Source organism: Amycolatopsis sp. La24, from assembly GCF_029087445.1.
Lineage (GTDB): Bacteria > Actinomycetota > Actinomycetes > Mycobacteriales > Pseudonocardiaceae > Amycolatopsis > Amycolatopsis nivea.
The window spans coordinates 1-18534 of record NZ_JARACH010000042.1; the positions used below are offsets into that span (position 1 = coordinate 1).

The following is an 18534-nucleotide window of genomic DNA, read 5'->3' on the forward strand; positions in this document are numbered from 1 at the left end:
CCAGCCCCTCCCCCGCACCCCGATACGAAGCCTCCCTGCGGTCTGGGGGTGCTTGTCAAGGCATCTTTCCCGCCTTGACAAGCACCCCCAGACCGTCAGCACAATCAAGCTTCGGGGTGCCCCACGCCACCACTCAAAGCGATGTCGCCGCCAGGCGACGAGCCGCAACGCGACCCCCACCACACCAACCGAGATCCACCCCAGCCAGACCACCCCCCATACGGCAGCATGGACGACGTGCTCTTCGACAGGATCGTCCGCCCAGCGATGTACCGGCTCGCCTACCACGACCCCGAGGTAGTCCACGAACGCACCGTCACCTTGCTGAGCCGAGCCGGAAAATCCCTCCGCCCGATCTCGAAGCTGTACCGCACCGCCGACCCCACCACCGTCCTCGGCCTGACCTTCCCCAACAAGATCGGCCTGGCCGCGGGCATGGACAAGAACGGCCGCGCCCTCCACGCGTGGCCCGCCCTGGGCTTCGGGTTCGTCGAGGTAGGCACGGTCACCCGCCATCCCCAGCCGGGCAACCCCAAACCCCGCCTCTACAGCCTCCCGGCCACCGACGCGGTCATCAACCGCATGGGCTTCAACAACGACGGGGCCCAAGCCCTCGCCGACCGCCTGGCCGCGGACGGGAAACCCGCCGTCCCGCTGGGGATCAGCATCGGCAAGTCCAAGGTGACGCCGCTGGACGAGGCCGTCGAGGACTACCGCTTCTCGCTGCGCGCCCTGCACCCCTACGCGGACTACTTCGCGATCAACGTCAGCTCCCCCAACACCCCGGGTCTCCGTGCGCTGCAAGACAAAGCCGCGCTCGCCGAGCTGCTCGCCGAACTCCGCAAGACCGGCGCCGAACTGGGCGGCAACACTCCGTTGCTGGTCAAGGTCGCCCCCGACCTCACCGACGACGCGCTCGCCGAGCTCCTTGAGGTCTGCCTGGAGCACGGCGTCGCCGGAATCATCGCGACCAACACGACTCTCTCCCGCGAAGGCATCGACCCCACCGAAGCCGCGCTGGCCGCCGAAACCGGCGGGCTTTCCGGCCGCCCGCTGACCCGGCGTTCGGCCGAGGTCGTCCGCTTCGTCCACGAGAAGACCGAAAGCAAGCTGCCCATCATCGGCGTCGGCGGCATCCTCGGCCCGGACGACGCCCGCCGCATGCTCGACGCCGGGGCCAGCCTCGTGCAGCTCTACACCGGCTTCGCCCTGCACGGGCCAGGGCTCGTCCGCCGCGTCGGCCGGGGGCTCGCCGCCCGGTAGCACAGCGCCGAGCCCGAGTCCGCCCACGAAGACTCGGGCCCCCGCGCCGAAAGCGACCGCCCGGCCTCAGCCGGGGAACCGCGGTCCGCCAGTGCTGACGAACCGCAGGTACCCCCGCCAGGACGCGTACCGGTCCAGACCTTCCCCACCCGCCGCGGCCGCTGGTTCGCACAGCACCGCGAGCGGCGTGCTCCCGTCCTCCAGTTCGACCCGGCCCAGCACGAACGGCGCGGCCAAGCCGGCGGCGAACCTGCCGAACGCCGCGGGAGACAACCGCCAGCGCTCGCCGTCCACGCCCGCCGAGCCGGAGACCACCCCGGGCTGCGGCGGCGTGACCCCGTCGAGCAGCACCATCCGGTAGCGCTCGGCGGTCCGGACCAGACCGCCGAACCGGGCGCCGTGCAGTTCGTCGTGCAGCGGCTGGCCGCACAGATGCGCGCCGAACACCACGACGTCGACGCTTTCGCACGGATACGGATCCGGCGACTGCTCGCCGGTCAGCACCGAAGCCAGGTCAAGCCCGATCTGGTCCTCGAACGCCCTTGTCACCACCGTGATCCCGTACGGCCGCCGGTCCCCCGGCACGGTCACCGCAGCGAGATCCAGGGCGTTCAGCGTCGCGTCCAGGACTCCGACGGTCGGCAGGAGAACCGCGTCCAGCTCCGCCAGCAGCGAGCGCGCCGCAGGGGCGTTTCCGGCCCCGTAAAGCGCGCTGACGTCCACGGGGACCAGCACCGCACCCGAAGCCTCCAGAGAGGCCGCGGCGACGTCGAACGCCCTCCTCGCGGGCAGCGGGAGGCTGGCTTCGGCGGGGATGCCGAGGCGTGGGTGCTGCCCGGCGGCGAGCCGGACGTCGGCGGGCCATTCGCGGGCCGCCGGGTCCAGACCATCGGGGCCGAGCATCGCCGCGATCGCGCGCTGGGCGGACGCGAGGCGGTGCGCGGACACCGAAACGGTCGGGCCGGGGATGAGCCCGGGCGTCGGTTTGAGGGTGAGCACGCCAGGCGGGGCGGCGATCTCGCGGGCGGCGGAATTCAGTGCCAGGTCGACGATCTCGAGTCCCACGACCGCGTTTTCCGGGTCCGCGACAGTGGTTCCGAGGACCACCGCGCCGGCGTCGGTCAGCCGCGCGAGCGCGGGCGGGCCGTCGGCGTCGGCCGCGCAGACGATTCCGGCGAGCGGCAGGTCTTCTCCGGCGTGGACGCGTTCGTCGACGGTTTTCGCCTCGACGAGCACTTCCTCCATGGTCCGCACCGAAGCCCAGAGTCCGGGGCGGTCGGCTTTCGCGAGCCGCTCGAACGCGGTGCGGACCCGCTCGTGCGAGCTGGGCGGAGGGACGGGAACAGGATCAGGTTCCGGCGGGAGCGTAGTCACGAGGGCGTCCTTTCCTCGGCGGGATCGGAGGAGTCCACTGTGTACGTCCGGCGCCGCGAACCTCAGCCCGCGACGCCGGGCCTGGCGGGTGCCAACACCGACCTCATGAGAAAAACGTTAAACCGCAGACGTTTCCGTCACCAGCAGGATCGGATTACGCGATTGTTGCGGTGTGCGGGGGAAACTCACGCACCGTCGCGGCCGGACTGTCCGGTTGCGCCGACCGGAATCCCAAACTCGGCCATCAGGACGGCGGTTCCGCCCGATCGCTGCGATTCCCGGAGTCGTCGCGAAGCAGCAGGCCCGGACCACATTCACCCCTGGATCGGGCGTTTCGCAGCGGATTCCCCGGTCGCAAGTCAGCCCCCTGGCGCCCCACGGAACCAGGGTCAGCCGAGATCCTTCAACGCCAGCGCCAACCCGGCGAGCCGGTCCGTCGCGTCCGTCAGCGCCTCCCGCGACGTGACCATCCCGTCACTGCTCGCGGCCACCGCACGACCGGCCGCGGCGACCAAGCCGCCGTAGCCCTCGATGCCGTCGTCGAGTTGTTCGCGCAGTTTCGCGATCGCGGCCTGCAGCGCCGAACGTTCGCGCTCCGGCGCGGAATTGCGGCCCCGTTCGATCGCCTGGATCCGGTCGGCCAGGCCGCGCAGCGCACGGGCTGCCTCGTCGGCCGTCGCGCGGGCGTCGGCGACGGAAACCTCGGGAACCGCCGTGGTGCCCAGCGAAGTCGGGACCGAAAGCTGCTTCAGGAGTTCCCGCAGCGAAGCTTCCGACTCGGCCAGCCGCTCCATCGGCTCGCGCGCGGCCGAACCGGCGGCGGGCAGCGGCGGCGGGCCGCTGGGCGCGGCGGGCAGTTCGACCTTCTTGAGCTCTCGCAGCCGCATCCCGGTGCGGACGCTGAACGTGCCGAACACCAGCGTCGCGAATCCGGAGAACACCGCCTGCCCGATCTCCGGACCGGCCACCGCCCCGCCGAGCAGGCCGGTGGCGGTGAGCACGGTGAGGACCCCGAACAGGATCGTGACCAGCACCCACAGCGTCAGCACGCGCGAGGTGCGGCGGACCCGGCGCTGGTGTTTCGCGCTCGGCTCGTTCCAGCGCTGCCATTTCGCGCGGACCTCGGCCACCGCGGGCACCTGTCCGGCCACCGCGGAAAACGCGGCCGGGGCCGACGGGCGGCGCGGCGCCGGCGGCGAGGAGCCCGGACCGCGCTGGGTCCGGCCGTTCTGCTGCGGCTTCCCGCCCGCCTCGTCGGCGGGCGGGAAGTACCGCTGCAGCTTTTCCTGAGCGCGCTGGGCGTAGTCGGGCAACCGCTCGATGTGCTTCTCGAGCTTCGCGTTGAACTCGCTGAAGTCCCGTCGCTTGGTCATCCGGCCCTACCCCCTGCGCGCCGCTCGTGCCCGGCCGGTCAGGCCGGGTTCTTGCCCTGTTCCGCCTGCACGCGGGCCTGGATCTCCCGCTGGATGTCGCCGGAGGCGGCGGCCGGCTTGGCCGCGCCCGCGGACGCGCCGCCGTCGGTGACCTGGGCGACCGAGTCGCCGCGCATCGACGCGCGGATCTGCTCGAGCCGCGAGTGGCCCGCCATCTGGGTGGCCGACTCCTGGACCTCCATCATGCGGCCCTGCACCGAGTTCTGCGCCAGCTCCGCCGAGCCCAGCGCGGTGGTGTAGCGCTTCTCGATCTTGTCCCGGACCTCTTCCAGCGACGGCGTGTTGCCCGGCGCGGCCAGCTGGCTCATCTGGTTCAGCGAGGCGGAGACCTGCTCCTGCATCTTCGCCTGCTCCAGCTGCGAGAGCAGCTTGGTGCGCTCGGCCAGCTTCTGCTGCAGCATCGTCGCGTTGCGCTCGACGGCCTGCTTGGCCTGCGTCGCCGCCTGCAGCGACTGGTCGTGCAGCGTCTTGAGGTCTTCGATGCTCTGCTCGGCGGTGACCAGCTGCGCGGCGAAGCTCTCCGCCGCGGTCTCGAACTGGGTCGCCTTCGCCTCGTCGCCCTTGCTGCGGGCCTCGTCGGCCAGCACCAGCGCCTGGCGCGTCGAGGCCTGCAGCTTCTCGACCTCGCCGAGCTGGCGGTTGAGCTTCATCTCCAGCTGCCGCTGGTTGCCGATCACGGAGGCGGCCTGCTGCGTCAGCGCCTGGTGGTTGCGCTGCGCCTCCTCGATGGCCTGCTGGATCTGTACCTTCGGGTCGGCGTGCTCGTCGATCTTCGACGAGAACGCCGCCATCATGTACTTCCAGAACTTCACGAACGGGTTGGCCATCTCCTCCGCCTGCCTTCTTGCGTCCCACGGGCCCTGATTGCTTCGGGGCGGGGCGTCGCTCCCCTAGTCGCACAACGTACCGACCCCGGCGTTGGGTTCCATCGTGTCAGGTCGGCCTCCGCCGTTCCAGGCGACCCCGGGGGAATTCAGGGTCAGCCCTGACCGGCGGCCGGGACCGGCCCGGAGGGGAACCCCGCGCACGCCGACGGCCCCGGGGAGATCCCCGGGGCCGTGCAGCGAAACAGCGCCGGCGTTACGCCGCGATCGTGGACGCGAGCTTGGGCGCGCCGATCGTGGTCCGCAACGTCGTGTTCATCCGCGGCGCGGGCTGAAGCCGCAGGTCGGAGAGGTCGTCGCCGATCAGCTCCGACACCAGGCGGCCGCCTTCGAACCCGGCCTCGCCCCGGTCCGGAACAGTCTGGCCCGGCGCGGTCTCCACCTCTTCGACCGGCGCGACCTCGACCTTGTCGAGGGCCGACACGTCGGCGGCGACCTTGTGCAGCAGCTCGCCCAGCGGCAGCTCCAGCGCCTCGCAGATCGACGCCAGCAGCTCGCTGGAAGCTTCCTTCTGGCCGCGCTCGACCTCGGACAGGTAGCCGAGGCTCACCCGGGCGGCGCGGGAGATGTCACGCAGCGTCCGACGCTGGTTGGTGCGGGCATGACGGAGCCGATCACCGATCGCCTCGCGCAACAGCACGGTCATCACGCGCCTCCCTTCCCGAACTGGTGCCTCCTACGTTACCCAGAGCGGTACCCCGAGTGCAGGACTTGACACGTACGTACGCCAAGGGCGAACGCCGTTTTCAGTCTAATTGTTCCCCGAGCAGCGCGAACGCGGCGCGCACCGACGCGGTCCGGATCGTGTCCCGGTCACCGGTCTCGGCCAGCTCACGCACCGTGTCCACGCAGGGTCCGCTGAGCCCGACGTACACCGTTCCCGGGGCCACGCCGTCCTGCGGATCCGGCCCGGCGACGCCGGTCAGGCCGAGGCCCCAGGTGGCCCCGCAGCGCTCCCGCGCGCCCTTGGCCAGCTGCGCGGCGACGTCGGGGTGCACCGCGCCGTGCTCGGCCAGCAGCTGTTCGTCGACCCCGGCGAGCGCGGCCTTCAGCTCTGTGGCGTAGACCACCAGACCGCCGCGCAGCACCGCGCTCGCACCCGGCACCTCGGCGAGCGTGGCGCAGACGAGACCGGCCGTGAGCGACTCCGCGGCGGCCACGGTTTCCCCCCGGCGGGTGAGGGTCGCGACCAGTTCGCGCGCTCCGGTCATCACGCGCCCATCGCGCGCCGGCCGGCGGCGCGCAGCCGGATCGCACGGACCAGGTAGTCGACGCCGGTAATCACCGTCAGCGCCACCGCGATTCCCATCAGCACCCAGCGCACCGGGTCCGCTCCGGCCGGGAGCGGCAGCAGGTAGGTCACGATCGCGAGGATCTGCGCCATCGTCTTCGCCTTGCCGCCGCGGCTGGCCGGGATCACGCCGTGCCGGATCACCCAGAACCGCAGCAGGGTCACGCCGATCTCGCGCACCGCGATCACGATCGTGACCCACCACGACAGCTCCCCCAGCGCGCTGAGCCCGACCAGCGCGGCGCCGATGAGCGCCTTGTCCGCGATCGGGTCGGCGATCTTGCCGAAGTCGGTGATGAGCCCGTAGCGGCGGGCGACCCAGCCGTCGACCTGGTCGGTGGCCGAGGCGATGGCGAACAGCCCGGTGGCGATCGCGCGCCAGGTGGTGTCCTCGCCGTGGCCGGTGAACAGCGCGACCACGAACAGCGGGACCAGGACGAGCCGCGAGATGGTGAGCAGGTTCGCCAGGTTCAGCGTCGGGACCGGAGTCGCCTCGGGCAGCTGAGCCCCGCCCTCCGACGCGGCGCGGGGCACGCCCTCGCCAGCCCCGCTGGGCGCGGCACTCACCGGCCGGCGTCCGGTGCCGGACGGACGACCAGGTCGACGCCGGCGGAGTCGACGACCTCGCAGCGGACGATGTCGCCCACCGAGAGCGGCTTGGTCTCTTCGTCCTCGAGAATGACGCATTCCCCGTCGACCTCAGGGGCCTGGTGCGCGGCGCGGCCGACCGCGTCGTCGCCGTCCGTGCCGTCGTGCTCGACCAGCACGTCCACGAAGGTGCCGATGCGGTCCTCGGCGCGCTGCGCGGTCAGCTCCTCGACCAGCGCCGAGATGCGCGCGACGCGCTCGGCGACCACGGCCGGGTCGAGCTTGCCCTCGAAGGTCTCGGCCTCGGTGCCGTCCTCGTCGGAGTAGCCGAACACGCCGACCGCGTCGAGCCGCGCCCCGGTGAGGAACCGCTCCAGCTCGGCCAGGTCGTCCTCGGTCTCGCCGGGGAATCCGACGATCACGTTGGTGCGGATGCCCGCCTCGGGCGAGTACTCGCGGATCTGCTCGGTGAGCGCGAGGAACGAGTCGGTGGAGCCGAACCGGCGCATCCGGCGCAGCACCTGTTCGCTGGAGTGCTGGAAGGACAGGTCGAAGTAGTCCGCGACGCCCGGCGTGGTCGCGATCGCCTGCACCAGCTGCGGCCGCGTTTCGGCGGGCTGCAGGTAGGAGACGCGGACGCGCTCGATGCCGTCGATCTCCGCGAGCCGCGGCAGCAGCAGTTCGAGCGCGCGGGTGCCGTCGCGGCCGAAGTCCTTGCCGTACGACGTGGAGTTCTCGCTGACCAGGAACAGTTCCTTCGCGCCGTTCTCGGCGAGCCAGGCGGCCTCGGCGACGATCTCGTCGGGCTGGCGGGACACGAACGACCCGCGGAACGACGGGATCGCGCAGAACGAGCAGCGCCGGTCGCAGCCGGAGGCGATCTTCAGCGCGGCGACCGGGGAATCGTCGAGCCGCGTGCGCAGGACGCGCGGGCCCCAGCCGTGCTGCGCGTGCCCGGGCACCTCGACCTCGGCGGTCGCGGCGGGCCGCTGCACCGGGCTGATCGGCAGCAGCTTGCGGCGGTCGGACGGGGTGTGCGAGGCGATCGCGCGGCCGGCGACCACGTCGTCCAGCCGCGACGAGAGGTCGGCGTAGTGGTCGAAGCCGAGCACCGCGTCGGCCTCGGGCAGGCTGTCGGCGAGTTCGGTGCCGTAGCGCTCGGCCATGCAGCCGACCGCGACGACCTTGCGGCCGGTGTCGGCGGCGGCGAGCAGCGTGTCGACCGAGTCCTTTTTGGCCGATTCGACGAACCCGCACGTGTTGACCACGACGACGTCGGAGTCCTCCGGTTCGGCGGCCAGTTCCCAGCCGCCCGCGGCCAGCCGGCCCGCCAGCTCCTCGGAATCGACCTCGTTGCGGGCACAGCCCAAGGTCACGAGGGAGACACGGCGGGCGCGAGCGGAGTCAGCGGCTGGAGAAGGCACGACGTTCAGGGTAGCCGTCGCGTCCGGACCGCCCCGAGACGGAGTCGCCCAGTGCGGTGACCCGGTCTCCTCCGGCGCCGGGTTCGCCGTCCGTGAAGGGCCCATCGAGGGAATCAGATTCCTTCAAGGAGTCCTTCACGGACGGCAAACCCGGTCGTCCGAGCGGGTCATTCCGCGGCGGAGACGTCCGGGACTGTCAGCAGGGTCAGCTCCGCGTCGTCCAGCGCCTCCAGGTCGACGTCCGGGCCGGCCAGCCGCATCGCCTGCGCCCGGATCGCGCGTTCGAGCAGGCCGCGGGCCGAACGGCCGTTGGCGAAACCCGTTCCGCGGTCGAGGCCGGCCATGAACCCGGGCAGCGCTTCGACGAGCCCGGGGTCGAGCCGGTAGCCCTGTTTGCCCGCCATGGCGGTGAAGATCGCGGCCAGCTGGTCGTTGTCGTAGTCGGCGAAGTGCACCGTCGCGCCGAAGCGGGACCGCAGGCCCGCGTTGGCGTCGAGGAAGCGGTCCATGTCCGCCGGGTAGCCCGCGGCGATCACGATCAGGTCCTCGCGGTGGTTCTCCATCTGCACCAGCAGTTCCGCGACCGCCTCGCTGCCGAAGTCGGTGCCGTTCGAGTAGCTCTGGACCAGGTTGTACGCCTCGTCGATGAACAGCAGCCCGCCGATCGCCCGCTCGCACACCTCGCGGGTCTTCGGCGCGGTCTGGCCGATGTACTCGCCGACCAGGTCCGGCCGCGCGACCTCGACGAGGTGCCCGGACGGCAGCACGCCGAGTTCGCGGTAGAGCTGCCCCATCAGGCGCGCGACGGTCGTCTTCGCCGTGCCGGGGTTGCCGGTGAACACCAGGTGCCTGCTGCGCGCCCCGACCGGCAGCCCGGCCTTGCGGCGGCGCGCGTCCAGCCGCGTTTCCGCGACCAGCGCCCGGACCTGCTCCTTCACTCCGTCCAGGCCGATCATGCCGTCGAGTTCGGCCAGCAGGTCGTCCAGCCCGCGGCGCGGGCCGGCGTCGTCGCTGACCGCGACCCCGGCCTCTCCCGGCAGGTCCGCGGCCACCAGGACGGCCAGCTGGTCCGGCGGCGTGTCCGGGGCGGCGGCGAGCCTGCTGGACTGCCCGCTGATCGCGGCTTCCAGCAGGCCGCGCGCGGACCGGCCGTTCGCGAACCCGCGACCGCGCGGGATGCGGCGGATCGCCTCGGGCAGCGCGGCGGCGAGGTCGGCGGACAGCTCGTAGCCCTGGCCCTTCGCCATCACGGTGAAAATCCCGGCGAGTTCCTCGTTGGTGTAGTCCGGGAACTCGATCCGGCCGGAGAACCGCGACCGCAGGCCGGGGTTGGACTCGAGGAACTCGTCCATCTGCTTGGGATAGCCGGCGACGAAGACCACCAGGTCCTCGCGGTGGTTCTCCATCTGCACCAGCAGTTCGGTGACGGCTTCCTTGCCGTAGTCGTCGTTGTCGTCGCGCACGAGGTTGTACGCCTCGTCGATGAACAGCACGCCGCCCGCGGCCCGTTCGCACACTTCGCGGGTCTTCGGCGCGGTCTGGCCGGTGAACTCGGCGACGAGATCGCCGCGGCCGACTTCCACGAGGTGCCCGGACGGCAGCACGCCCAGTTCGCGGTAGATCTGCCCGACCAGTCGCGACACGGTCGTCTTCGCCGTGCCCGGATTGCCGGTGAACAGCAGGTGGCGGCTGCGGACGGCGACCTTCATGCCCGCTTCGCGCCGCCGCGCGTCGACGGCCATCTCGTCCACCATGGACCGCACGCGCTGTTTCACCGAGCCGAGCCCGATCATCGCGTCCAGTTCGGCCAGCAGCTCCGGCAGACTGCGCCGCGGCCCGGTGTCGTCCACCGCGCCCACCCCGGATTCGCCGGGCTGCGGGAGGTCGGCGGCGACGAGCGTGACCAGGTCCGCGCCGCCGTCGGTGGTCAACCGGGTGGACTGCTTCCCGATCGCCGCTTCCAGCAGCACGCGCGCGGACCGGCCGTTCGCGAAGCCGCGCCCGCGCGGGATCCGCCGGACCGCTTCGGGCAGCGCCGCGAGCAGGTCCGCGGACAGCTCGTAGCCCTGGCCCTTGGCCATCGCGCGGAAGATCCGCGCCAGCTCGTCGTTGGAGTAGTCCGGGAATTCGATGGACCCGGCGAACCGCGAGCGCAGGCCGGAGTTGGACTCCAGGAAGGCGTCCATCTCCTTCGGGTAGCCGGCCGCGAAGACCACCAGGTCCTCGCGGTGGTTTTCCATCTGCACCAGCAGTTCCGCGACCGCTTCCCGGCCGAAGTCGTCGTCCTTGTCGTTCACGAGGTTGTAGGCCTCGTCGAGGAACAGCACGCCGCCGACGGCCCGCTGGACCGCCGCGCGGGTCTTCAGCGACGTCTGGCCCACGTACTCGCCGACCAGGTCGGTGCGGGTCACCTCGACGACGTGGCCCTTGGGCAGCGCGCCGAGCGCCTGGTAGATCTTGCCGAGCAGCCGGGCGACGGTCGTTTTCGCCGTGCCCGGATTGCCGGTGAGCAGCAGATGGCGGCTGCGCACGGCGACCTTCATGCCCGCTTCGCGGCGCCGCGCGTCGATCGTCATCTCGGACGTCAGCGAACGGACCCGCTCCTTGACCGCGGCGAGGCCGATCATCCCGTCCAGTTCGGCGAGCAGCTCCTCGATCGAGGACCCGCCGCGCTGGCCGGCCGCGGCGACGAGCGGCTCGATGTCCGGATGGCCGATCTCGATCCGGGTGCCCGGCATCGCGCCCCGGCTGATCGCCTGCCGCGAGGCCGCGTCCAGCAGCGCCTCCACCGTGCGGGCGCTGGGTTCCTTGACGAGCGCGGCGAGGCGGTCGCGCACGTCGGCGGGCAGGCCGAACGAGCGCTCCCGGGCGAGGACGTCGAGCAGCGCGGCCGCTTCGGCGGGCCGGTCGAACCGGGGCAGCCGGTACTGCAGCATGTTCTGCACCAGGTCGGGGGCCTCGGCGCTGAGCTGTTCGAGGACCTTTTCGGTGCCGTCCAAGACGATCAGGCGGCAGCTGTCCTGGTCGCGCGCGTAGTTGCGGAGCAGCCGGACGGTGCCGGCGAGGTCCTTCTCGAAGAGCGCGTCGACCCGCTCGGCGAGCATGAGCGCGGAGCCGCCGTTCTCGATCTCGTTGATCGTCGTCGGCACGGAACGCTCGATCGGGTCGTCGCCGTACTCGGCGACCAGGACGGCGCAGTCGAAGAACTCGGCGTTGTCGAACCCGACTTCGGCCTCGGTCAGCGACGCCTTCAGCGCCCGGGTGAACCGGCGCTGGCCGGTGTTCGCCTCCCCGATCAGCAGGATGAACGGGTTCGGCTGCTTGGTGCCCGCGGTCATCCGGGCCGCTTCGCGCTTCTCCCATTCGGCGTAGGCCTTCTGCCACTCCTCGTAGGCCTTTTCGTAGCGGGACTGCTCCTTGCGCTGCCACATGCGGTTGCCCGCGGCGAGCAGGTCGAGCGTGACCGACCGGCTGTGCCGCGCCATGTCGCCGAGCACGTTGTTGCCGTTGCCGTCCGAACCCGGCCGTTCCGGTTCCGGCGGCGGCGGTTCGCCGGGGCCGTTCGCGGTGCCGTGCCGGGTGGCGTCCGCCCAGGCGACCACCCGGGTGGCGCGCGTGACGAACTCGGCCATCGATTCGGTCCCGGCGACGAACATCCCCGCCTGGCCGAGGCTCTCTACCCGGATCTGCGGCGGCTGAGCGGGATTCGGGGCGCTCGCGGGGACCGGCGGCACCGATCCCGGAGGACCTGCTGCGGGCAGCGGCGGAGGCCCCGCGGGCGCGGCGGGCGGCTGCGGTCCCGGAGGCGCGGCGGGCGGCGGCTGCGCGGGCACTTGTCCGGACCACGGGCCGCCCTGCGGCGGCTGGTAGCCGGGCGGCGGCGGCCGGTAGCCCTGCGGAGCGGGCGGCGGGCCGCCGAATCCGTTGCCTTGCGGCGCGGCGGGTCCGGGATAGGCGCCGGGGCCGCCCTGCGGTCCGGGATAGCCCTGCGGCGGCCCCGCGTACCCGCCGGGATTGCCCTGGGGCGCGGCGAAACCGCCCGGGTTGCTCGGCGGACCCGGATACGGCGGCCGGGGACCTCCGTTGCCGGGACCGGCGTAGCCCGGCTGGCCGCCCGGGTACTGCTGCGGCGCGCCGTAGCCCGGCGCGGGCGTGCCGGGAGCGGGCGGCGGCACGAGGCGGGCCGCGCCGCGGTAGCCGGGATCCGCGGGCGGCTGCGTGTACTGCCAGTTCCCGTCCGGCAGCCTGCGCTGCCACGCCTGGCCGGGGACGAGCAGCCATCCGACGCCGTCCGGGCCGGTCAGCGCGGCCGTCCGGCCCGCCGCCGCCTCGGACTGTGCGGCCTGGAATGCGTCCCACCCTGCGCGCGTCAAAAAGACCAGCTCCCCCTCAGGTGCCCGTGCGGCGATCCCGCCGCCGCCCCATTGTGCCCAACCCGGGACGCTCCGCGACGGCTAGCCGCCGAACTCGTCCCTTGCCGCCCCGCGCGCGGTCACCACCGCAGGGCTTGTTTGAGCTGTTTGACCGCGATCGGCGCGAGTGTCGTGTTGAAGGTCGCGGACGGATGGTTGTCGTCCATGTAGACCAGCACGTTCCCGACGACCGCGCGGCAGCGCTTCTGGTCGCAGTAGTAGTCGGTGAAGTCCAGGAAGGTCACGTTGTCCGGGACGTCCTCGACCTGCTCCCACGACGGCGTCGCGGCCACCGCGGCGGACCGCGGCACCGAGCACGACGGGTCGGCCGGGCTCTTCTGCGCGACGCAGCTGGCCATGTTGAACGTGTAGCGCGGGTTGTCGCGCACGGCCACGACCGGGATGCCCGCCTTGTCCAAAGTGGACCAGACGTCGGCGAAGCCCTTCGGCGTCGTCTCGTGCGGCCCCGGCTTCGAGTTGATGGTGCCGAGCATGATCACCGCGTCCGGGCGCGTGTCGAGCAGTTCGTCGGTGACGGCCTTGTTCCAGTCGAGACAGGGCTGGTCGCCGGGCATCAGCTCGGAGCCGGACGAGTACGGGCACGCGCCCTTCAGCATGGTCGAGACTTCCCAGCCGTCCGAGACGATCGCGGGCCGGAAAGACGCGAGGAACTGCTGGATGTGCGAATCCCCGACCAGCACGACCCGCTTCGTCGGCGGGCCCTCCGGGAACTCCGAGCAGATCTGCAGTTCCTTGTTGCGCGGCGAGATCGAGCACTGGTCCAGCGGCGTGCGCGCCCAGTCGTCGGCCAGCTTCACCGTGGGCGGCACGATCGACGGCGACGGCGTGCCGCGGTAGACGAAGCCCGGCGCGTGCGCGACCGCGCCCGGGTGGTCCGGGTCGCCGATCGCGATCTCGTAGTTCGCCCGCGCGCTGCTCACGCCCTGCCAGACGCCGCTCGCGACGAGCACCGGGGCCAGCGCGAGCACGCCGAACCGGTAGGCACCCCAGCGTTTCGTGGTGCCGATCTTCGACAGCCGGATCGGGTTTTCGATCAGGTGGTAGGTCAGGATCGAGAGCAGGAACGACACGCCGACGACGAACGTGCCGCCGAGAAGGCCGACCGCGACCCGGTCGCGGACGATCAGATAAAACACCAGCACCGGCCAGTGCCACAGGTACAGCGAGAAGCTGAGGTTGCCGACGTAGCCGAGGAATTTCGAGCTGAGCCAGCGGTCCGCGCCGAGCACGCTGCCGGTCTGCCCGGCGACCAGCACCAGGCCCGCCGAGACGGTCGGCCACAGCGCGATCCAGCCGGGGAACACGCTGTCGACCTCGAGCAGCACGCCGCACAGCACCAGCCCCGCGACGCCGACCCAGCCTGCCGCGATGCGCAGCAGGCGCGGCAGCGTGACCTGGTCGAGGAACATCGCCATCAGGCCGCCGAGCGCGAATTCCCACACCCGGGTAAGGCCGTGGAAGTAGGCCAGCGGCTGGTCGGCGGCGGTGAGGTACACCGAGTACGCGAGCGACGCGGCGAACAGGACGATCAGCAGCAGGTTCACCGTGCGCCGCAGCGACCAGCCGAGCCGGCGCACGAGCAGGCCGAGGCCGACGAACAGCAGCGGCCACAGCACGTAGAACTGGCCCTGGATGGACAGCGACCAGAAGTGCTGCACCAGGCTCGCGCTGTTGTGCTGGGCGAAGTAGTCCACCGAATCGGCCGCGAGCTGCCAGTTCTCGTAGAACAGCGCCGACGCGACGACCTCGCGGATGGTCTGGAACCAGCGGTCCTGCGGCAGCAGCAGCTGGGACACGACCACGACGGTGAGCAGCACGGTCATCGCGGCCGGGAAGAGCCGTTTGATCATCCGGGCCCAGGTGGCGCGCAGCTCGATGCGGCCGCGCAGCAGCGCCCGGTAGAGCTGCCCGGTGATGAGGAACCCGGAGACGAGGAAGAACACGTCGACGCCGCCGGAGATCCGGTCGAACCACACGTGGTAGACCACGACCAGCACCGAGGCCAGCGCCCGCACGCCCTGCAGCTCGGGCCGGAACCGCGCTTGCGCGCTCGGCCCGGCGGGAGGTTTGCCGGGCCGTTCCGGGGCAGCCACCGTGGTGCCGGACATGCAGGTTCCTCCCGGGGGCCGGCGGCGGGCCGGGCCGCCGACTACTGGTCATGTGCGTCCACTAGCTATACGTGACGGCTCGCGGCGTCACGCATCCGGGGTCCCCCGATGGAGCCGCTCGGCGCGGCCGGTCCTCGCGGTCGTTATCTTGACCAGGTGCCCGATTCCCGCTCCCCGTCCGTCCGCCGCGCGCGGATCGCCGACGTCCGCAAGATCAAGGCCCTCGTCGATTCCGACGCGGGCCGCGTGCTCCTCGAGAAAGATCTGGTCACGCTCTACGAGGCGGTGCAGGAGTTCTGGGTCGCGACCGACGAGGAGAACGGCACCGACGACGTGCTGGGCGCGGCCGCGCTGCACGTGCTGTGGGAGGACATCGGCGAACTGCGCACCGTGGTGGTCGACAAAGCGGCGCGCGGCCGCGGGATCGGCCGCGCGCTGGTCGGCAGGCTCGTCGAAGAAGCCCGCGAGCTGGGGCTGAAGCGGCTGTTCGTGCTGACGTTCGAGACGTCGTTCTTCTCCGGGCACGGATTCGTCGAGATCGACGGCGCCCCGGTGTCGCACGAGGTGTACGAGGAGATGCGGCGGTCGCTGGACCCGGGCGTCGCGGAGTTTCTCGACCTGCCCTACGTCAAGCCAAACACGCTCGGGAACTCGCGGATGCTGCTCGAGTTCTGAGCGCCGTCAGGAGAACCGCACGAGGATGTGGTTCCCCGACCCGTCCACCGCGGCCAGCTTCACCGTCGTCCCCGCGAACCTAGTCGTGTCCGGACCCTGACGGCCGGTATGAAGCTGGACGGACGTGTGCTCGCCCCGGCCCGGTTCAGTGAGGACCAGCGCCACCACGGCCTCCCCCGCCACGAAGCATTGCCTGCCCGGCTTGCAGCGCGAATCCGAGACCAGCTGGCGGTAGCGCACCGTCAGGTCCCGTCCGGCGACCTGCACCTCCTGGCCGGGCGTGAGCGCCACGTTTCCGCCCGGATCAGCGGCCGGCGGGCGCGACGGTGTCTGCGCGATGGCGGCCGTTCCGCCCGCGCACCCGGCCAGCGCGGCGGCCGTCCCGATACCCAGTGCGAGCTTCTTGAGGTCCATGCGCAGTGGACGGGCCGGACGCGCCGCCGGGTTGCACGCGCGGCTCAGAAGTCTTCGTCCTCGCCGCCGGCGGGCGAGCCGCCCGCGTCGGAGCCGCCGCGGATCATGAACAGCACCGACTCCAGTTCCTCCGGCTTGATCAGCACGTCGCGGGCCTTCGAGCCCTCCGACGGGCCGACCACGCCGCGGCTTTCCAGCAGGTCCATCAGCCGTCCGGCCTTGGCGAAGCCGACGCGGAGCTTGCGCTGCAGCATCGAGGTCGAGCCGAACTGCGACGTGACGATCAGTTCGGCGGCCTGCAGCAGGACGTCGAGGTCGTCGCCGATGTCCGGGTCGATCTCCTTCTTCTCGCCCGCCTTGGCGCTGGTGACGCCCTCGTTGTAGTCCGGCTGCGCCTGTTCCTTGGCGAAGTTGACGACCGCCGCGATCTCCTCGTCGCCGACGAACGCGCCCTGGATGCGGACCGGTTTCCCGGCACCCATCGGCAGGTAGAGCGCGTCGCCCATGCCGATCAGCTTCTCCGCGCCCGGCTGGTCGAGGATGACCCGCGAGTCGGTGAGCGACGACGTGGCGAAGGCGAGCCGCGACGGCACGTTGGTCTTGATCAGGCCGGTGACGACGTCGACCGACGGCCGCTGCGTCGCGAGCACCAGGTGGATGCCCGCGGCACGGGCCTTCTGGGTGATCCGGACGATCGCGTCCTCGACGTCGCGCGGGGCGGTCATCATCAGGTCGGCCAGCTCGTCGACGATCGCCATGATGTACGGGTACGGCTGGTACTCGCGTTCGCTGCCCGGCGGCGCGGTGATGTCGCCGGAGCGGACCTTGGCGTTGAAGTCGTCGATGTGCCGGACCCGGTTGGCCTGCATGTCCTGGTAGCGCTGCTCCATCTCCTCGACGAGCCAGGCCAGCGCGGCGGCGGCCTTCTTCGGCTGCGTGATGATGGGCGTGATCAGGTGCGGGATGCCCTCGTACGGGGTCAGCTCGACCATCTTCGGGTCGATCAGGATCATCCGGCATTCGGCGGGCGTCGACCGGGCCAGCAGCGACACCAGCATCGAGTTCACGAAGCTCGACTTACCGGAACCGGTGGAACCGGCGACCAGCAAGTGCGGCATCTTCGTGAGGTTCGCGGTGACGAACTCGCCCTCGATGTCCTTGCCCAGCCCGATCAGCATCGGGTGGTTGTCCTTGACCGTGGTCGGCGCGCGCAGCACGTCGCCGAGGCGCACCATCTCGCGGTCGGAGTTGGGCACCTCGATGCCGACCGCGGACTTGCCCGGGATCGGCGCCAGGAGGCGGACGTTGTCGGTGGCCACCGCGTAGGCGATGTTCTTGGTCAGCGCGGTGATCTTCTCGACCTTCACGCCCGGGCCGAGCTCGACCTCGTACCGGGTGACCGTCGGGCCGCGGGTGAAGCCGGTGACCTGCGCGTCGACGTTGAACTGGTCGAGGACGCCGGTGATCGCCTCGATCATCTGGTCGTTGGCCTTGCTGCGGGACTTCGGCGCGTCGCCGAGCTTCAGCAGGTCGGGCGGCGGGAGCGCGTAGTCGCCCTCGACGGTGCGGGTGACCGACAACGCGGGTTCCGGAGCCTTCTTCGGCTTCTTCTCCGGCACGTCGGCGGGCGGCGCGACCGGCTTGGGCGGCCGGATCGGCGTGGCGGGTTCGGCGAGCGCGGCGTCGATGTCGAGCTGCTCGCCGTCCTTGTCGGCACTGGCCTGGCGGCGGCGCGAAGGTTTGCGCAGCCGGACGGACTTCGGGTCTGCCTCAGGCTCGGGTTCGGGCTCGTCGTCGTGCTGACCGGCCTCGTATTCGGCCAGCTCCTGCTCGTCGAGGCCCCAGGTGCGCAGGCGGTGCGGAATGTCGCGCACCGGCGTGCCGGTGAACACGAGGACGCCGAACAGCAGCGCGAGGATCAGCAGCGGCACCGCGACCCAGGTGGTGACGCCCTTGGTGAGCAGCCCGCCGGAGAACGCGCCGAGAATGCCGCCCGCGTACATGCGGCCGTCGTTGGTGTCCGGGAGTGCGGTGAAGATGTGCAGCATCCCGAGCACGGACAGCACGACCAGCAGCGTGCCGATCACCATCCGCGGCCGGGTCTCCGGACTCGGCTCGGACCGCATCAACGCGACGGCGACCACGAGCAGCACCAGCGGCAGCGTCACCGCTCCCGCGCCGAGCACCGTCCGCGTGGCGATCTCGACCCCGGCCCCGATCGGCCCGGCCGCCCGCCACCAGACGCCGACCGCGGCGACGATGGCCAGCGCGATCAACCCGAGAGCAAGCCCGTCGCGCCGGTGTTCGGCCTCGAGCTCCCGCGTGCGCCCGACCGTGCGGGCCAGCGAACCGACGCCCTTGGCCACGAGGTTCCAGGTGCTGCGCACGCCGCGCCCGAACGCGCCGTTCTTGCGCCGGGGTGCCGGACGCCGGGCACTGGACGTCCGCGGCCGGGAACTCCCCCTGGTCGAACGGCCTTTCGACGACCTGCTCGACGCGGCGGCCCGAGACTTCGCCGGCGTACGCGAACTACGCGCCGGTGCCTTCCCGCCGCTTCCCGCAGTGCTCCGCTTTCTCGTCGCCGACCCAGCCATGCCTCCACGGTAACGGGCGAGGACCGATAGTCACATGTGCCACTCGCAGCGCA

General features: G+C 71.6%; 14 protein-coding genes. 3 read left to right on the forward strand and 11 right to left on the reverse strand.

What is annotated here, in order from left to right; genetic code table 11:
- Positions 1-237: 237 nt before the first annotated feature.
- Positions 238-1263, forward strand: coding sequence for a quinone-dependent dihydroorotate dehydrogenase (locus PUT80_RS31050; protein ID WP_275294317.1), 1026 nt, complete (start codon positions 238-240; stop codon positions 1261-1263).
- A 66-nt stretch (positions 1264-1329) separates the two neighbouring features.
- Here the strand turns inward: PUT80_RS31050 and PUT80_RS31055 are convergent, their stop codons facing one another.
- The 9 genes from PUT80_RS31055 to PUT80_RS31095 all read right to left on the reverse strand — a co-directional run bounded on the left by PUT80_RS31055 (position 1330) and on the right by PUT80_RS31095 (position 14798).
- A complete protein-coding gene (locus PUT80_RS31055; RefSeq protein ID WP_134736103.1) occupies positions 1330-2637 on the reverse strand; it encodes a hypothetical protein in 1308 nt (435 codons plus the stop codon).
- A gap of 389 nt (positions 2638-3026) precedes the next feature.
- The gene (locus PUT80_RS31060; RefSeq protein WP_275294318.1) at positions 3027-4010 is read right to left on the reverse strand and encodes a hypothetical protein; all 984 of its coding nucleotides are present in this window, start codon (positions 4008-4010) and stop codon (positions 3027-3029) included.
- Between the two features lie 38 nt (positions 4011-4048).
- On the reverse strand, positions 4049-4897 hold the full coding sequence (locus tag PUT80_RS31065; protein WP_037812477.1) for a PspA/IM30 family protein: 849 nt from the start codon (positions 4895-4897) through the stop codon (positions 4049-4051).
- A 253-nt stretch (positions 4898-5150) separates the two neighbouring features.
- Positions 5151-5600, reverse strand: coding sequence for a helix-turn-helix transcriptional regulator (locus PUT80_RS31070; protein ID WP_037812480.1), 450 nt, complete (start codon positions 5598-5600; stop codon positions 5151-5153).
- Positions 5601-5700: 100 nt separating this feature from the next.
- On the reverse strand, positions 5701-6165 hold the full coding sequence (locus PUT80_RS31075) for a CinA family protein (RefSeq protein WP_275294319.1): 465 nt from the start codon (positions 6163-6165) through the stop codon (positions 5701-5703).
- On the reverse strand, positions 6165-6812 hold the full coding sequence (pgsA, locus tag PUT80_RS31080) for a CDP-diacylglycerol--glycerol-3-phosphate 3-phosphatidyltransferase (RefSeq protein WP_275294320.1): 648 nt from the start codon (positions 6810-6812) through the stop codon (positions 6165-6167). The genes PUT80_RS31075 and pgsA overlap by 1 nt, the downstream gene beginning before the upstream one ends.
- Positions 6809-8257, reverse strand: coding sequence for a 30S ribosomal protein S12 methylthiotransferase RimO (gene rimO, locus PUT80_RS31085; protein WP_037812800.1), 1449 nt, complete (start codon positions 8255-8257; stop codon positions 6809-6811). The genes pgsA and rimO overlap by 4 nt, the downstream gene beginning before the upstream one ends.
- Before the next feature lie 167 nt (positions 8258-8424).
- Positions 8425-12630 (reverse strand): AAA family ATPase, encoded by a 4206-nt coding sequence (locus tag PUT80_RS31090; protein WP_275294321.1) that lies wholly within the window; start codon positions 12628-12630, stop codon positions 8425-8427.
- A gap of 119 nt (positions 12631-12749) precedes the next feature.
- Positions 12750-14798 carry an acyltransferase family protein gene (locus tag PUT80_RS31095; protein WP_275294322.1) on the reverse strand — a complete coding sequence of 683 codons (2049 nt, stop codon included), beginning with the start codon at positions 14796-14798 and terminating at the stop codon, positions 12750-12752.
- A gap of 108 nt (positions 14799-14906) precedes the next feature.
- Here PUT80_RS31095 and PUT80_RS31100 point away from each other — a divergent pair, with 108 nt between their 5' ends.
- Positions 14907-15473 (forward strand): amino-acid N-acetyltransferase, encoded by a 567-nt coding sequence (locus tag PUT80_RS31100; protein WP_051728911.1) that lies wholly within the window; start codon positions 14907-14909, stop codon positions 15471-15473.
- A 6-nt stretch (positions 15474-15479) separates the two neighbouring features.
- Here the strand turns inward: PUT80_RS31100 and PUT80_RS31105 are convergent, their stop codons facing one another.
- Together PUT80_RS31105 and PUT80_RS31110 are read right to left on the reverse strand one after the other, a co-directional pair.
- A complete protein-coding gene (locus tag PUT80_RS31105; RefSeq protein ID WP_275294323.1) occupies positions 15480-15887 on the reverse strand; it encodes a hypothetical protein in 408 nt (135 codons plus the stop codon).
- A 44-nt stretch (positions 15888-15931) separates the two neighbouring features.
- Positions 15932-18274, reverse strand: a complete 2343-nt coding sequence (locus PUT80_RS31110) for a DNA translocase FtsK (protein WP_037812486.1) — start codon at positions 18272-18274, stop codon at positions 15932-15934.
- On the opposite strand from PUT80_RS31110, the gene PUT80_RS31115 reads away from it, so the two are divergent.
- Complete coding sequence (locus PUT80_RS31115) at positions 18264-18494, forward strand: hypothetical protein (RefSeq protein ID WP_037812487.1); 231 nt, start codon at positions 18264-18266, stop codon at positions 18492-18494. The genes PUT80_RS31110 and PUT80_RS31115 overlap by 11 nt on opposite strands.
- The last annotated feature ends 40 nt before the right edge of the window (positions 18495-18534 follow it).

Coding starts and splice junctions, on each gene's coding strand:
- PUT80_RS31060 (WP_275294318.1), bottom strand. CDS start 4,010: ATGACCAAGCGACGGGACTTCAGCGAGTTCAACGCGAAGCTCGAGAAG.
- PUT80_RS31065 (WP_037812477.1), bottom strand. CDS start 4,897: ATGGCCAACCCGTTCGTGAAGTTCTGGAAGTACATGATGGCGGCGTTC.
- PUT80_RS31070 (WP_037812480.1), bottom strand. CDS start 5,600: ATGACCGTGCTGTTGCGCGAGGCGATCGGTGATCGGCTCCGTCATGCC.
- PUT80_RS31075 (WP_275294319.1), bottom strand. CDS start 6,165: ATGACCGGAGCGCGCGAACTGGTCGCGACCCTCACCCGCCGGGGGGAA.
- PUT80_RS31095 (WP_275294322.1), bottom strand. CDS start 14,798: ATGTCCGGCACCACGGTGGCTGCCCCGGAACGGCCCGGCAAACCTCCC.
- PUT80_RS31100 (WP_051728911.1), top strand. CDS start 14,907: ATGGAGCCGCTCGGCGCGGCCGGTCCTCGCGGTCGTTATCTTGACCAG.
- PUT80_RS31105 (WP_275294323.1), bottom strand. CDS start 15,887: ATGGACCTCAAGAAGCTCGCACTGGGTATCGGGACGGCCGCCGCGCTG.